The sequence below is a fragment of the Thermoleptolyngbya sp. PKUAC-SCTB121 genome (assembly GCF_016919485.1).
GTDB classification, from domain to species: Bacteria; Cyanobacteriota; Cyanobacteriia; order Elainellales; family Elainellaceae; genus Thermoleptolyngbya; species Thermoleptolyngbya sichuanensis.
Genome location: NZ_CP070366.1, coordinates 714,814 through 729,380, shown reverse-complemented (window position 1 = coordinate 729,380; position 14,567 = coordinate 714,814). Strand labels below are relative to the sequence as shown.

Here is a 14,567-nt window from a genome sequence, read left to right as displayed (position 1 = left end):
GCCCATAAGATCTAATGAAGCCGACGATTGTCTCCGACAAAGCCAAGGCCCATCAAGCGTTTGGGCAAGGGGCGATCGCCCGCAACATCAGTCACAACTCTTTACAGTTCCAACAGGTCGCCACGACCAATCGGAGAGGCGGAAAATCGTAGAATAATGAGGCTTCCAGCAGTTACCCGCCGGCAATGACGACCAAACCGACCCGACACACTCCCTCCACAAACCTTCACTCCCTAGAACCGACACTCAGCGCTGGGTCTGCGGTCGGCCCCCACCCAGAGCAGCTCGCCAAGCCGCCTGCCAAAAAGCTCTGGATGGCAGCCCTGAAGCCACCCATGTATAGCGTTGCGATTATGCCGATTGCGCTGGGAACGGCGATCGCCTATTTTGAAAAGCGATCGCTTCAATGGGATATTTTGATCACATTTTTAGCGGCCGCAATTTTAATTTTGATCTGGGAAAATCTAAGCAACGATGTGTTTGATTCGGAAACCGGAATCGATCAGAACAAGCATCATTCTTTGGTGAATCTAACGAAAAATAAGTCTCTGATTTTTGCGATCGCCAATGTTTGTTTAATCCTGGGAATTTCAGGCATCATTTCTATTTCCTGGATTCAGCAAGATCCTACGGTTCTGGGTCTCGTCTTGCTCTGCTGCGGACTGGGTTATGTCTATCAGGGTCCACCCTTCCGCCTGGGCTATCAAGGGCTGGGCGAAATCCTCTGCTTCTTCGCCTTTGGGCCGCTGGGCGTGTCCGCCGCCTACTATAGCCAGAGCCAGTCGGGGTCATGGACAAGCCTGGCCGCATCCATCATTTTGGGCATCAGCACCAGCCTGATTTTGTTCTGCTCCCACTTTCACCAGGTCGCAGACGATGCCGCCGCCGGAAAGCGATCGCCCATCGTGCGCCTGGGCACTCGTCGTTCGGCGCAGTTGCTCCCGTGGCTCTGCGGCAGCCTCTACGGGCTAACGGTGCTATTTGTCATCACAGGGCTATTTCCCATCTGGACGCTGCTCATCTTTGCCAGCCTGCCGCCCGCGCTCCATCTCTGCCGTCACGTCCTCGCCAACCACGACAAACCCGCCCGCGTCAGCAACTGCAAGTTCATCGCCGTCTCGCTGCATTTTTGGAGTAGCCTGCTGCTGTGTGCAGGGTTTGCGCTATCCGCCTTGGGTCGTTAATCCCTCAGACTTTTGCCACAGGCACCGGACTCACGTCTGCATTTCGCCCAAACAACACCCTCGGCTTCAGCAACGCACGCAGCAGCAGCCAGAGCGACTGAAACTCGCCAGGCGACTGCCGCGTTTTCCACTGCCCCGGACGGCAGAACAAGACTTCCACCAAGCGGCGCTGCTGTTCCAGGCTCATTTCTTCAAACAGAATCCGCACGGTGGGAAATTCGTCGCTTGTGCCCGTCCGTTCCACCAATCCCCAGAGCGTCAGGCTTTCTTCCAATAGCTCGATCTGCACGGGCGGCAAATCCGGCGACGGGGGCGGAAAGCCTGCTTGTGTAAGGGCGACCTCTGCGCCCACTTCAGAAATCATGGTGGTAATGCCGTAAAACGAGCGATCGCCCACTTGCAGGCGCACCGTCCGGCGCAGGTCAAACCATTCATAGGGACTGGGGCGCGGCGCATCCAGCAAAATCAGCAGCGCAATCCCCAGCATCATCAGGTTATACAGGCTCCACAGCCAGCCCAGCCCGATGCCTTTCACCACCATCGCCTCTTCTGGCGTAACAGTCTGTTGCCATGCGCCCTTGATCATGCACATGCCCAGATTCACCCATAGGCTAATGGCCGTCAGCACAAAGAAAATCAGAATCGGCGCGGCCAGGTTCCAGTTAAACGTAAAGCGATCGCTCGCAGTGCCCTTTGGCGTGACCTTGAACCCCTTGGAAAACGGATTCAGCATCACCTTTACAACCGTCGCTGCCAGGGGCACAGCCAGCGCCAGCGAGTAAATGTCCGACAGCACTGCCGAGCGCGATCGATAGTTCAGCCAGGAAAACACCGCAAGCTGCACCAGATAGTAGGGCAAAAAGAAATACATCAGCTCCGCCGCCGTCGCCCGTAGCGGAATCACGCCCAAAAACGAATAGGCCAGCGGCATCAGCAAATAGCCAACGCGGGAAATGCTGGTAAACCAGTGCAGCAGCCCCTCCAAGTGCGCCAGCCGCTGCAACGGCCGCAGCCCCCGAATCGTCAGCGGATTCGCCTGAATGAAAAAGGCTTGCAGCGTGCCCTGGGCCCAGCGCAGCCGTTGGAGCGCGTGGGAGGCTATATTTTCTGCTGCCAGACCAGCACTCAGCTTTTCGTCCAGATACACCAGACGATAGCCCTGAGCCGAAATGCGAATGCCCGTGAAATAATCTTCACTGAGGGAATCGGTGACAAAGCCGCCGATTTCATCCAGCACGCTGCGCCGCACCACGAAGGATGTACCCGAACAGATAACGCTACCCGCCCCGTCGCGAATTGGCTGAATCTGGCGATAAAACACCTCTTCTTCAGGCGTGAGTACGTCTTCCAGCCCCAGGTTGTAGGCAATCGGGTCGGTGTTGTAAAAGGTCTGCGGTGTTTGCACTAGTGCCACCTGCGGATCTTGGAAAAAACCGACCGTGCGGATCAGGAAATTGCGCGTGGGCACAAAGTCCGCATCGAAGACCACAATCAGTTCCCCAGTGGTGCGGGGCAGGGCGTTGTTTAGGTTGCCTGCTTTGGCGTGGCGATTGTCGGGGCGGGTGATATATTCGCAGCCCAGATCCGCCGCTAGCGCCTGGATTTCGGGACGGCGCGTGTCGTCTAGCAAATAAACCGTTTTAGCCGGATAGTCGATCGCCTGACAGCCGATGACCGTGCGCTTGAGGATAAAGGCGGGTTCGTTGTAGGTGGGGATGAAAATATCGACGGTTGGCGTGTACTGGCCGGTTTGCACGGCTTGGGAAAGGGCATCGGCTTCGGAACGGCGATCGCGCACCTTCAGCATCAGCGTCAGTTGGATAATCGCGCTGCTCAGCATCAATAGTTCCAAAAACAGCAGCCCCAGGCTAAACACCCCATTTAGCGGCGTATTCAGGTTTAGCGTGCTGGCCACTCGCCACAGCACATAGCGCACCGTCAGCACCAGCAAAATCGTCACCACCACGGTTCGCGACCAGGGACGCGGACGGGGGGACAGCGCCATCACCCCCATCACCAGCAGAAACAGCGCCACGGTGGGCACTAGCAGGTATTGCCCCGTCACCATCGGCACTTCTAGCCACAGCGGGGGATTCTGCTGAATCGCGTTGATCTGGGCGAAGATTTTGCTAATCGTGCCCTGGCCCGCAAACCAGAGCGCCACAATCACAAAGGCGATCGCCACCACGCTCAGCAAAATCAGCGTCGTCAACTGCGGACGCATCGGCGCAGGTCTGGATCGGGACACCTGCTGACGACGAATTTCAGAAGTAGTCATAGAAGATGAGTCCTCAATCTGACATCGGCGATTAAGCAAAACCGCTATTCCAAACCCAATGTCCTAACGTGCCAAGCGTTACAAGCTTTGCTCAGCCAAGTGTAAAGCAGTACACTGTCCCCATTAGATACGAATCCAAGACCAAAAAGGATTTGAGAATGGCTCAGAAATCTCCAGGCCGTCAGTCTTCTCCCACGTTCTCGGTCTATCCCAATGCCTAATCCAGCGCGATCGCCCAGGTAAGCGATATCGGTAAACCCTATAGGTAAGCCATAGGTATATCAGCCAGCCCTTTCGCTAACTGTTGTCTCGCTAACTGTTGCATGGGTAACGCCGTACAGATAACGCCGAGTTCCCGCAGCGTTCTTGACGAAGCACCCCTTATGATTGCCCATAATCTACTGAAACCGAGAACCCAAACCGATCGCTCAAGCAAATTACTCAAGCGAATTGCTCAAGCGAATTGCTCAGGCGAACTACTCAAACCGTACATTCCCACAAATAGCTGAGAACAATCTGAGTGTGCTGAGAACATCCTGAAGTGCTAAGTGTGACAAAGACATCCTGAAGTATGAGGCTGAAACCCATCCGAACTGATCTGGCAAAGCTCCTCTCAAACCATGCCACACGCTTCAAGGTGCGACAATTAAGCTCTAACGGCGGAATTTCTAGCTGATCTGGCCCGAGATCTGGTTCGATTACCTCTGGCTTAACCTTCCATCAAAAACCCGTATCGCAGAAATCTAGAAAATCCCGCATAATCTTAAGAGAACGCAACAGTCTGGTGTTTGTACAAGTGCGGCGATCGCCGCGATTAGCCCCTAACCGAGTTCAGGAGACGGTTCGCCTATGGCCATGATCGAAACCAAAACCGAACCCATGGTGCTCAACATGGGTCCCCATCACCCCTCGATGCACGGGGTGTTGCGGCTCATCGTCACTCTGGACGGGGAAGACGTGGTGGACTGTGAACCTGTGATTGGCTATCTGCATCGCGGCATGGAAAAAATTGCCGAAAGCCGCACGCCTGTGATGTACGTGCCCTACGTCAGCCGATGGGACTACGCAGCGGGCATGTTCAACGAAGCGGTTGTCGTCAATGCCATCGAAAAGCTGGCTGACGTGCCCGTGCCCAAGCGAGCCAGCTACATCCGCGTCATCATGCTGGAGCTAAACCGCATCGCCAACCACCTGCTGTGGCTTGGCCCCTTCCTGGCAGACGTGGGGGCCCAAACGCCCTTCTTCTATATTTTCCGCGAACGGGAAATGATCTATGACCTGTGGGAAGCTGCGACCGGCTACCGCATGGTGAACAACAACTACTGGCGAATTGGCGGCATTGCGGCTGACCTGCCCTACGGCTGGGTGGACAAGTGCGCCGACTTTTGCGACTACTTCCTGCCAAAGGTCGATGAATACGAGAAGCTGATTACCAATAACCCGATCTTCCGCCGCCGCGTCGAGGGTATTGGCACCATCACCCGCGAAGATGCGATTAACTGGGGGTTGTCTGGCCCAATGCTGCGAGCTTCGGGGGTCAAGTGGGATCTCCGCAAGGTCGATCACTACGAGTCCTACGACGACTTTGACTGGGAAATTCATTGGGAAACCGCGGGAGACTGTCTGGCGCGTTACCTGGTGCGGATTCGCGAAATGCGCGAGTCGGTCAAGATCATTCGCCAGGCCCTGGCAGGCTTGCCGGGTGGCCCCTACGAAAACCTGGAAGCCCAGCGGATGAATGCTGGCCCAAAGTCGGAGTGGAACAGCTTTGACTATCAGTTCATCGGCAAAAAAGTTGCGCCAACGTTCAAGATTCCCAGGGGTGAAAACTACGTCCGCATTGAAAGCGGCAAAGGCGAAATCGGCATCTACGTGATCGGCGATGACAATGTGTTTCCCTGGCGGTTCAAGATTCGCGCCGCCGACTTCAACAATCTGCAAATCCTGCCTCACCTGCTGAAGGGCGTGAAGGTGGCAGACGTGGTGGCCATTTTGGGCAGCATCGACGTGATTATGGGTTCGGTTGACCGATAGTGGTCCGAGCGGGACACATTGCACAACCTGCCATAGCACCACACGCTACATGGCTAGTACAGTTTTCACTTGGTTTCCGCTCGTTTTATTCATCTCTGCGGCTCGAGACAAGGGTTTCGAGCCACTTTAATATGCTCTCGCGATTCGTTTCTTTGCAGAGCAGCAAGGGACTTATTGTGGAGGCTGGATGGAACCTGATCTAGGGCGATCGCGTCATAAGGGCTATCTTCACCTGATGCATCCCGGTTCAGCGTCGCTCAGCGTTTTCTTGGTCGATTTCTTAGTCGATTTCTTGGTCGGCGGTTCACCCGTTTGGGTCAATCTTGTACAAATGGATTGACTTACACATTCCAACCAAGGATAAATAAGTATGTTTACATTTAGGTAAGTATGTTTACATTCCACGATCTGCTCAGATCTTTTTGGGCGGCGTGGCGGGTTTCACAGTTCCGGTGCGTAGAGTCTGGCGCAGGGTTCTGAGGCTTTCCGAAATTCCAGCAGCAATGGCTGGATCACTAGAAACAACGACCTCTTTGGAAGCGCGTTCGAGTTCGATTCACGTATCAGAAAGCTCGATGGAATTAGCAACAACACTGAGGGGGCATACCGTCCACAACGCGGTGCGTGAGGTCGGCATCAACCCCAACTACTGGTATCCCGTTTACTGGGCTGAAGATTTGCAGCCGGGTCAGGTGGCGCAAGTGGTGGTCTGGCAGCAGGCGATCGCCCTCTACCGCACCCCCGATGGACAGGTCTACGCGATGGAGGATGCCTGCCCTCACAAAGGGGTAGAGCTACACAAGGGCAAGGTCAAGGGCGATCGCCTGGTGTGCCCCTATCACGGCTGGGAATTCAACTCAGACGGGCAATGTGCCCATATTCCCTATCTGCCGCCCAATCAAAAACTGCCCTGCGCCCAAGCCCGCAGCTACCCAACGCGAGAGCGCTATGGCATTCTCTGGGTGTTTCCGGGTGCTCCGTCCCTAGCGGAACAGGTCGCCATGCCCCATATGCCGGAATACGACGACCCTGCCTATTTTCAAATCCCCATTCCGGGACATTTCCACGCCCATTTCTCGATTTGCAACGAGAACACGATGGATGTGTTTCACGGCTATCTGCACGAAAACCTCCAGGGCTGGTACGACCCGAAATTGCTCAAGCTAAAGGAGTCGCCCAATTCCGTTCTGGCAGAGTATGAGGTGAACTATGACGGCTGGATGACCAAAGCACTGGGGCTGAGCGAAGACGGCGGCAAAACCACTCGCATCGTCTCGGTTCATTACCAATATCCGCACTACACCAGTTCGCTGGAGGGCGTGTCCTCGCTCTACCTCAATCGGTTGCCCGTGGGGCCTAAGGAAACTCGCTCCTTCTCGATCCTGTTCCTCAAGCTGCCCCTGCCGCAGTGGTTGGTGCGTCCCATCCGCAAGCCGCTGATGCTGTTCGTGCGGCGGTTTGTGTTTATGAAATTTCTCCTGCAAGATGTGGAGATGATGGAGAGCGAGCAGCGGGTTTTCACGTCAGATCCCAAGCGACGCTACGTGGAAATCAATCCAGCGATCATTGCGCTCCAGCGCGTCTTTTTGCGGCAGTATGAGCAGTTTCTGCAACAGTCTCAGGGATTCTCTGAGTCGTTTTCTGGAGCGATCGCCCAAGCAGATGTAGCAACCAGTAGTGAAGGAGAAATACCGCAGCCTGAGCCTGTTTTGGCAGACTCGGCAAGGCGTTCGGTGGACACTTCCAATGGGAGGGGTGAACTGTAACAATCTCAAGACATAGATTAATCTCCTTCTGGCAGAGTAAAGGAAAACTCTTATTGTAATTATCAAAAAGCGCCGCCGGAGCAGCGCCAGAGGTCGAGAATTCACCCAAAAGCTCAACCAGGTTTCACGAGTGTCGATATAGCGCCAATGGACTTAGCAGCATGAACTTAGCAGCATGTATTCAGCAGCAATGAGTTAAGCCAAGTCTAATCATCCGAGGGGCTAGAGGAGATACGCTACTCAATTAAGTTAGGTGAGGGGAGTTTACTGTGCAAGTTATCAAGGAATACGTTCAGCGCTGGTATGAGAGCGGGCTAGACCCGGATGAATATATCTGCCATCGCAAGCAGGGCAACCTGGTAGAAATTGAAGAGGCCGATACGGGCCGCCGCCGCATGGTGCTGACCTTCTGCACAAACGATGTGCTGGGTCTGGTGCAAAGCCCCGCAGTCAAGCAGGCAGCCATCGACGCGATTCTGCAATTTGGCACGTCGAACAGTTCGACCTCGGTGCTGAGCGGACGAATCGACCTGCACCGCCAGCTTGAAGATGAAATCTCTGCCTTTAAGCATCTGGGTCATACGCAACTGTTTTTAAATGCGTGGATGGCCATGCAAGCGCTGATGGATGCGTTTTGCCATCAGGCAATTCCGGTGCCAGGGTTCCAGAACACCCGCGAGACGCTGATCATGACCGATGTGCTGAATCACGGCTGCATCGTGTCGGCGATCGCCAATGCGGGCACTCGGTCAGGCAAGCTGTTTGGCCACAGCCCTGCGGTGCGCGTGCGAGCCTATCGCCACTGCGACATGGAAGACTTTGCCCGCAAGCTGAAGCGCTATGCCAAGCCGGGCGATCGCATTTTGGTCGTCTCCGACGCGGTGTTCTCGATGGATGGCGACATCGCGCCCCTGCCCGACATGATCGATATTATGTCGAAGTATGAAGACACCACCCTGGTCATGGACGAAGCCCACGCTAGCGGGTCGATCGGCGCGACGGGTCGCGGCATCTACGAACACTTTGGAATTTTGCCGCAAGATGCGCTGGATAAGGGCGTAACGCCGCTGATCATGACCACCTTCTCGAAGTTTGGCGCGTCGGTGGGTGCCGCCATCAGTAGCCCCGTGGCAGAACTGAAGCCGCTTCTCAACGTGTCGCCCTCTTCGATTGGCACCTGCTCTTTGGCTCCCCCGCTGACGGCAGCCGCGCTGGAAGCCGTGCGCCAGGTGCGCCAGCATCCCGAACTGGTGCAACGTCTGCACGACAATACGCGCTATCTGCGGAATCGTCTGGCAGAGAATGATTTCCTGGCAATTGGTGAAACCAACGTGCTGCCCGTCCTGCTGCCGCCGGATCTGAATCCGAAGGACTTTGCGCGATTGCTCGTGGCCAATCACGGCATCTGGGTTTCGCCCATCTGGTACATTGCCAAGCCCCGACTGCGGATCACGGCCAACGCGCTGCACACCCGCGAGGAAATGGATCGCCTGGTGGCTGCAATGGTGGCGGTGCGCGAGGAAATGTCCTATAAGCCTGCGGCAACCATCAGCGCCTAGTTCAGCAGCGCCTAGTTCAGCACATCGTTCAGGCATTTTGAGGCTGTAGGCACAGGACTTACGTACTTGCGATAGGCTTTCTGGATTTTGGATAATTTCTCGCGGGCTGCGCCAGTGAGAAGTTATCCGACTGCATAAGTCCTAAGGCATTTTGAGAAAAGCGGGGAACTGGCGATCGCCCTTCTCTGAACGCTAAATCGAACCTACCTTGCATCGCTCAAGAAAGACGGCGGCAGAAAGTGTCGCCGTTTTTGTTTTGGGGAACCAAGGGGGCGATAGAACCAAGATTGAACATTGAACCAAAACGTTTGCGTCTAGCAGCGCGAAATAGGAGAATGGCGCAGAATCAGTTGTCAATTTGCGGCTACTTGGAGCTGATTCGCCGCTGCAATCCATCGAGCGCTATGTTAGATACTCCCGTCGGCTGGTTGGTTTTGTTTTTAGTGGGCACAATGACGGGCACCCTGTCGGGGCTACTGGGCATTGGCGGCGGGCTGATTATGGTGCCGATTCTCACGTTTTTTGGGCTGCCGCTGGTGCAAGCAACAGCGACGAGTCTGGTTGGTGTGCTGCTGAGTGCTTTGTCAGGGAGCTACCAAAACCTGCGGACGGGTGCGCTGAACTGGCACGTTTCTCTGCTGCTGGCGGTGTTTGGCATGGCGACGGCGCAGGTTGGGGCGTGGCTGGGCGATCGCCTTCCCGATGCCTCCCTATCGCTTGCCTTCGCCGTGCTGCTGCTGGTCACGATCTACCTCATGGATCTCCGCCGCAAGCTCGCCCAAAAAGAGCGCCAACTGCAAATTCCAGCCCCCGAAACAGTTTCAGCACCCGTTTCGCCCCCTGCCAATGCGCTCCCGCCCATCGCTGGAATCGGCCTCCTCGCCGGAATTCTCTCTGGCCTCTTTGGGGTGGGGGGTGGCGTAGTCATGGTGCCGCTGCAAACGCTGTTTCTGGGCGAAACAATCAAGTCTGCGGTGCGAACCAGCCTGGGGGCGATCGTACCAATTGCCATTTCAGGACTAGCGCAGCACGCCTATAACAGCAACGTGCTGTGGATTGCGGGGGTTTGTCTGGGGCTGGGCGGCATTGTCGGCGCTCAGGTCGGCACGCGCCTTCTGCCCAAGCTGTCCGATCAAACCGTGAATCGGCTGTTCAAATCCTTCTTGATTGCCCTGGCAGTCTATATGACCATGCGGGGCGTAAAAGGGGTTGGGGGCTAGGCTGCAAAGGGTTGAGATGGGCATAGAGGAAGCCTGGAATCGGACGATCGCCCTCCATCCTTAAACCTCCATTCTCAACCCAATCGCCCTAAATAGCAAAACCTATCGCAAAACTTAGTGATATTTTTTAGTGATATTTTCGAGCTTTTTGCGCTATCCTGCGATCGCCCCAAATTCTCACATTCCCAAATTCTCACATTTTCCATCCCCTACCCCCCTCGACCTTGCTTGACTCGACCTGGCTAGATTGGTTCGCCGTCCTTGGCTATATCTCCCTGGCGCTGCTGGTTTGCTGGCGCGTCTTGCAAACGCAGCCCAAGAAGTAGCCTAGACAGTGCCTAGAAAATGCCTAGAAAATATCGCTCTTCAGAAAAACGCTCCCAAAGGTCTTCATGGCAAAGAAACCAAAGCATGATCTGAAATGGGTGAAAGAAACCCTCAGCCTGCCCGAAAACCACAACTGGAAATCGCAAGATGGCTACAACATTTTCGTAGCTGGACGCGGTGCGGTTCGATTCGACGTTCCCGAAGATTGGATCTTCGAGCCAGATGAAAAATCCTTCAAGTTTTTTGACGGCAAGCCGCCCAACGACAACTGCCGCCTGGAGGTGTCCTATAACCTGCTGCCAGAGGGCGACTGGACGCTGTTTCCGCTGGTCAGCGTGATGAAGGAACTAGTCGAAAAAGACGAACGCAACATTTTAGAAAAGGGCGAGATTGTCAGCCTCAAACGACAAACCGCCCGGATCGTCTGGACAGAGTTCAAGTTTCTCGATTCGCAGGAAAATCGCGAAGCCTACTCGCGTACCTGCATTGGGCTGGGGTCAGGGGTGCAGTGCCTAATCACCTTCGACTATTGGGTAGACGATGCCGAGCGGCTCACGCCCGTTTGGGACGTGGTCATGAATACACTGACGCTGGGGTTGTTTATCCGCGACCCCAGGCAGGGCTTTGCGTTTCCTGATTAACACTTCCTGATTAACACAATGTGCAGCTTTGCCGATTCCTTTGTGTGAATCGTTGGGCGGCGGTGCTGCCCAGCGATTCACGCTCTTAGAAAAGCATTTGTGCAAGAGGTCTACTAAAGATCAGCATCTTCTCTCCGAATGCGATCGCACAGCACGTAAATCGCCTGCACCACGCGCTCGTACAGTGCCTCATCAGACCCTTCATGCTCAAACAACTGGCGCGTTTCTTCGACCCAAGCATCGGCCGTTTCGGTCGTCCATTCTTCCATCAGGTCTAGCTCCATCTCTTCCAGTTTCATCGCTTCTAGCTCCAGGTTTTGTAGCAGTACCGGGTCTTCGGGCATGTCGATTTCTGTTTCGATCCATTGGTTCGAGTCAGCCCGTTCCGAATCAGCTGTCAAATTCCACAGCAAGTCCATCTGAGCAAAATCGGGCGGGTATTGGGGTCGTCGTGCCATGTCGCCTCACAAAATTTAGTACAAATATACTAAACCGGATTGGAGTAAAACACTAGCCCTGGTGACGGATTTTTAGCTTGATTTAACGACTTGTAGGACTTATCAGTTGGACAATTTCTCGCGGGCTGCGCCTGCGAGAAATTGTCCAAAACCCAAAGAGCTTATCGCAAGTGCCTAAGTCCTGGACTTGATTGAACGACTTGATTGACGGGCAATCCAAAATCGAGAATTGATATAGTCTCTGGCCTCAATCCGTCTTGCAAAGCGCCAAAATTTAGCCCTGAGACAGAGCATTGAGAACAGTTCTGGGCGATCGCCCGTGCTACAGTCTAAGCATCACAAGCGCTGACAATGCGCGGTTTGAAGCCCTTGGGTTTGGGAGCTTTTGGTCAACCATGCCGTTTCCCCGTTCTAGTGGTATTTTGCTGCACCCCACGTCGTTTCCCAGCCGCTATGGAATTGGGGATTTGGGAGACAGCGCCTATCGGTTTGTCGAATTTTTGCAGCGCAGCGGGCAGCAGTTTTGGCAGGTGTTGCCGCTGGGGCCGACGGGGCATGGCAACTCGCCCTATATGTGCTTTTCGTCGATGGCGGGCAATCCGCTGCTGATCAGCCCCGATCGCCTCTATCACGAGGGCTGGCTGACGGATGAAGACCTGGCAAGTTTGCCCGATTTTCCCGCCGAGCGAGTCGAGTATGACCGGGTGATTGAAACCAAGATGCCGCTGTTGCTGAAGGCAGCCCAGCGCTTCAAGGAACACGCCACGGTGGAGCAGCGCATGGAGTTCGATGCGTTTTGCGCCAGCCGCGCCTTCTGGCTGAATGACTATGCGCTGTTCATTGCGCTGAAGCAAGCCCAGGGCGGTATGAGCTGGCACCAGTGGGATGAGGCGATCGCCAGTCGAGACTCAGAAGCCCTGGCCGAGTGGCGGCTCAAGCTCAGCGAAGAAATCTTTCAGCACAAGTATTTGCAGTTCGAGTTTTTCCGCCAGTGGTCTACGCTGCGCAACTACGCCAATGATCTGGGCATCCGCATCATTGGCGACATCCCCATCTACGTGGCACACGATAGCGTGGACGTGTGGGCATTTCCCGAATTCTTCCATCTCGACCCAGAAACGGGTGAACCCTCGCTGATGGCCGGCGTGCCGCCCGATTACTTCAGTGAAACAGGGCAACTCTGGGGCAACCCGATTTATCACTGGGAAGCGCTAGAAAAAGCAGGCTTTGGCTGGTGGCTCCAGCGGTTTCGCGCCACGCTGGACTATGTAGATATCGTCCGCATCGACCATTTTCGGGGCTTTTGCGCCTACTGGGCCGTGCCCCAGGGCGAAGAAACTGCAATGAATGGGGAATGGATTGATGCACCGGGCACTGCATTCTTTGAAACCCTGGAAACGGAACTGGGGCATTTGCCGATTTTGGCAGAAGACCTGGGCGTGATTACGCCGGATGTAGAAGACCTGCGCGATCGCTTCGAGTTTCCCGGCATGAAAATCCTGCAATTTGCCTTTGGCGGCGGCGCGGATAATCCGTTTCTGCCGTTCAATTTTGAGCGTAACTGCGTCGTTTACACAGGCACTCATGACAACGACACTACCCAGGGCTGGTTTAGCGAACTGCCCGAATACGAGCGCGATCGCCTGATTCGCTACTTGGGCTGCACGTCCGAAGCGGGTATCCACTGGGATCTAATTCGGCTGGGCATGGCCTCGGTGGCTAACCAGGCCATTTTCCCGCTGCAAGACCTGCTAGGACTGGGCACCGAGTCCCGCATGAACTATCCCGGCAAGCCCGATGGCAACTGGGGCTGGCGCTATGGGGCCGAAGTTTTAACGGAGGAACTGGGCGATCGCCTCCTAGCACTCGTGGAACTCTACGGCCGCGCTCCCAAGCCTCCCTCCAAGCAGGAACGAGAACCCCTGCCCGACATCGAGCCTGGCCATCACGACCATCACTAGCTGTAGGACTTACGCATCTGTCCAATTTCTCGCGGGCTGCGCCGCGAGAAATTGGACAAAATCCAAAAAGCTTATCGCAAGTGCGTAAGTCCTGAGCTAGTTAAAACGGGATATGCAACTTTGCCGATCCCCATCAACCTTTTCTAGTGTGCCGAAGGCTTTATTTGAGCCCTCTTCCAGCGCGGGAGAGGAACTTCAAGCCTCTCTGGCGCCCCTTCTCTCAGGTCGGGAGAAGCGGCTGGGGGATAAGGGCGATTTGGAACGCAGAACTCTCAGTTGGTCTGAGCATTCGCAGAGGCTTGAGTACTGTCCTGCTCTGGCGGCGGCGGAAACACGACAGACTGCACGGCTCCAGGTTGACCGATGGGCTTTGCTTCCTGCTCGTTGTAGGACACCAGCACGCCACCCGCGTTGCCAGCGCGAATACGAACTTCGCGGTCGGCTGCCCAACTGCGCTGCGTACCTGCCTGCATCATGCCTTCAAAATCGGTACGTCCGTCCACCGTCACCCGCAGCCAGGATTGTTCCCGCAGCGTGATTTCTACACGCACGGGCTTGGCAGGTACAGCAGGCGACGGGCTGGGAGAGGGACTGGCGGCGATCGCCTGTGTGGTGGGCGATTGTCCAGGCTGGGCGGCGGGGCTGGCGGCAGTCGGCGAGGGCGAGGCGATGAGCGAGGGGACAGGAGAGGGCTGGTTCGCCGTAATCGGCGTGGTAGAACGGCTCCAGACGTAAGACAGCCCGGCGATCGCCGCTGCAATCAGCCCCAAATAGGCAAAGTACAAATGCAGCGGGCGCAGTTGCGCCTCCGGGGTTTCTTGCCAGGAGGGTTGAATTTCCGCGTTTTGCGGCTCCAGTGGAAACTCATTTGCCAGGGCGTGTCCGTCTAGCCCAAGCGCATCCGCATAGCGGCGCAAAAAGCCCCGAATATAGACTCCTTCGGGAAGCTCTTTGAAATTTCCAGACTCGATCGCCCGAATCACTCGCGGCTGAATCATCGTCCGGGCAGAAACCTGGTCAATCGAGAGCATCTGCTGCTCCCGAAGCTGGTGCAGTTCATAGCCCAACTCTTCTAGCTTCAGGATTTGCTCTTGCTCTAGTGGAGAAAGACCCTTACTCATAGCATCCAGCACCTTATG

12 protein-coding genes are annotated in these 14,567 nt (G+C 55.4%); 9 read left to right on the top strand and 3 right to left on the bottom strand.

The genetic code is table 11. The annotated features are described in order from the left end of the window. Positions 1 to 14: 14 nt before the first annotated feature. Complete coding sequence (locus JTM80_RS03025; protein ID WP_172354104.1) at positions 15 to 152, top strand: hypothetical protein; 138 nt, start codon at positions 15 to 17, stop codon at positions 150 to 152. A 162-nt stretch (positions 153 to 314) separates the two neighbouring features. Then, complete coding sequence (menA, locus tag JTM80_RS03020; RefSeq protein WP_225906922.1) at positions 315 to 1,184, top strand: 2-carboxy-1,4-naphthoquinone phytyltransferase; 870 nt, start codon at positions 315 to 317, stop codon at positions 1,182 to 1,184. Positions 1,185 to 1,188: 4 nt separating this feature from the next. On the opposite strand, the gene JTM80_RS03015 is transcribed toward menA, so the two are convergent. Next, a complete protein-coding gene (locus JTM80_RS03015) occupies positions 1,189 to 3,462 on the bottom strand; it encodes a glycosyltransferase (RefSeq protein WP_172354102.1) in 2,274 nt (757 codons plus the stop codon). Positions 3,463 to 4,311: 849 nt separating this feature from the next. On the opposite strand from JTM80_RS03015, the gene JTM80_RS03010 reads away from it, so the two are divergent. The 6 genes from JTM80_RS03010 to JTM80_RS02985 all read left to right on the top strand — a co-directional run bounded on the left by JTM80_RS03010 (position 4,312) and on the right by JTM80_RS02985 (position 11,009). Further along, the gene (locus JTM80_RS03010) at positions 4,312 to 5,496 is read left to right on the top strand and encodes an NAD(P)H-quinone oxidoreductase subunit H (protein WP_172354101.1); all 1,185 of its coding nucleotides are present in this window, start codon (positions 4,312 to 4,314) and stop codon (positions 5,494 to 5,496) included. A 187-nt stretch (positions 5,497 to 5,683) separates the two neighbouring features. Continuing rightward, positions 5,684 to 5,836, top strand: coding sequence for a hypothetical protein (locus tag JTM80_RS03005; protein ID WP_172354100.1), 153 nt, complete (start codon positions 5,684 to 5,686; stop codon positions 5,834 to 5,836). A gap of 235 nt (positions 5,837 to 6,071) precedes the next feature. Then, entirely contained in the window at positions 6,072 to 7,262 is a 1,191-nt protein-coding gene (locus tag JTM80_RS03000) for an aromatic ring-hydroxylating dioxygenase subunit alpha (protein WP_172354099.1), read from the top strand. A gap of 269 nt (positions 7,263 to 7,531) precedes the next feature. Continuing rightward, entirely contained in the window at positions 7,532 to 8,821 is a 1,290-nt protein-coding gene (locus JTM80_RS02995; protein WP_172354098.1) for an aminotransferase class I/II-fold pyridoxal phosphate-dependent enzyme, read from the top strand. A gap of 404 nt (positions 8,822 to 9,225) precedes the next feature. Beyond that, positions 9,226 to 10,041 carry a sulfite exporter TauE/SafE family protein gene (locus tag JTM80_RS02990; RefSeq protein WP_172354097.1) on the top strand — a complete coding sequence of 272 codons (816 nt, stop codon included), beginning with the start codon at positions 9,226 to 9,228 and terminating at the stop codon, positions 10,039 to 10,041. Between the two features lie 392 nt (positions 10,042 to 10,433). Further along, entirely contained in the window at positions 10,434 to 11,009 is a 576-nt protein-coding gene (locus tag JTM80_RS02985; protein ID WP_068512842.1) for a hypothetical protein, read from the top strand. Between the two features lie 113 nt (positions 11,010 to 11,122). On the opposite strand, the gene JTM80_RS02980 is transcribed toward JTM80_RS02985, so the two are convergent. Next, a complete protein-coding gene (locus tag JTM80_RS02980) occupies positions 11,123 to 11,467 on the bottom strand; it encodes a hypothetical protein (protein WP_172354096.1) in 345 nt (114 codons plus the stop codon). Positions 11,468 to 11,862: 395 nt separating this feature from the next. Here JTM80_RS02980 and malQ point away from each other — a divergent pair, with 395 nt between their 5' ends. Next, positions 11,863 to 13,428 (top strand): 4-alpha-glucanotransferase, encoded by a 1,566-nt coding sequence (gene malQ, locus JTM80_RS02975; RefSeq protein ID WP_172358792.1) that lies wholly within the window; start codon positions 11,863 to 11,865, stop codon positions 13,426 to 13,428. Positions 13,429 to 13,700: 272 nt separating this feature from the next. Here malQ and JTM80_RS02970 read toward each other — a convergent pair whose 3' ends face one another. Beyond that, on the bottom strand, positions 13,701 to 14,549 hold the full coding sequence (locus JTM80_RS02970; protein ID WP_172354095.1) for a RodZ domain-containing protein: 849 nt from the start codon (positions 14,547 to 14,549) through the stop codon (positions 13,701 to 13,703). Between the last annotated feature and the right edge of the window lie 18 nt (positions 14,550 to 14,567).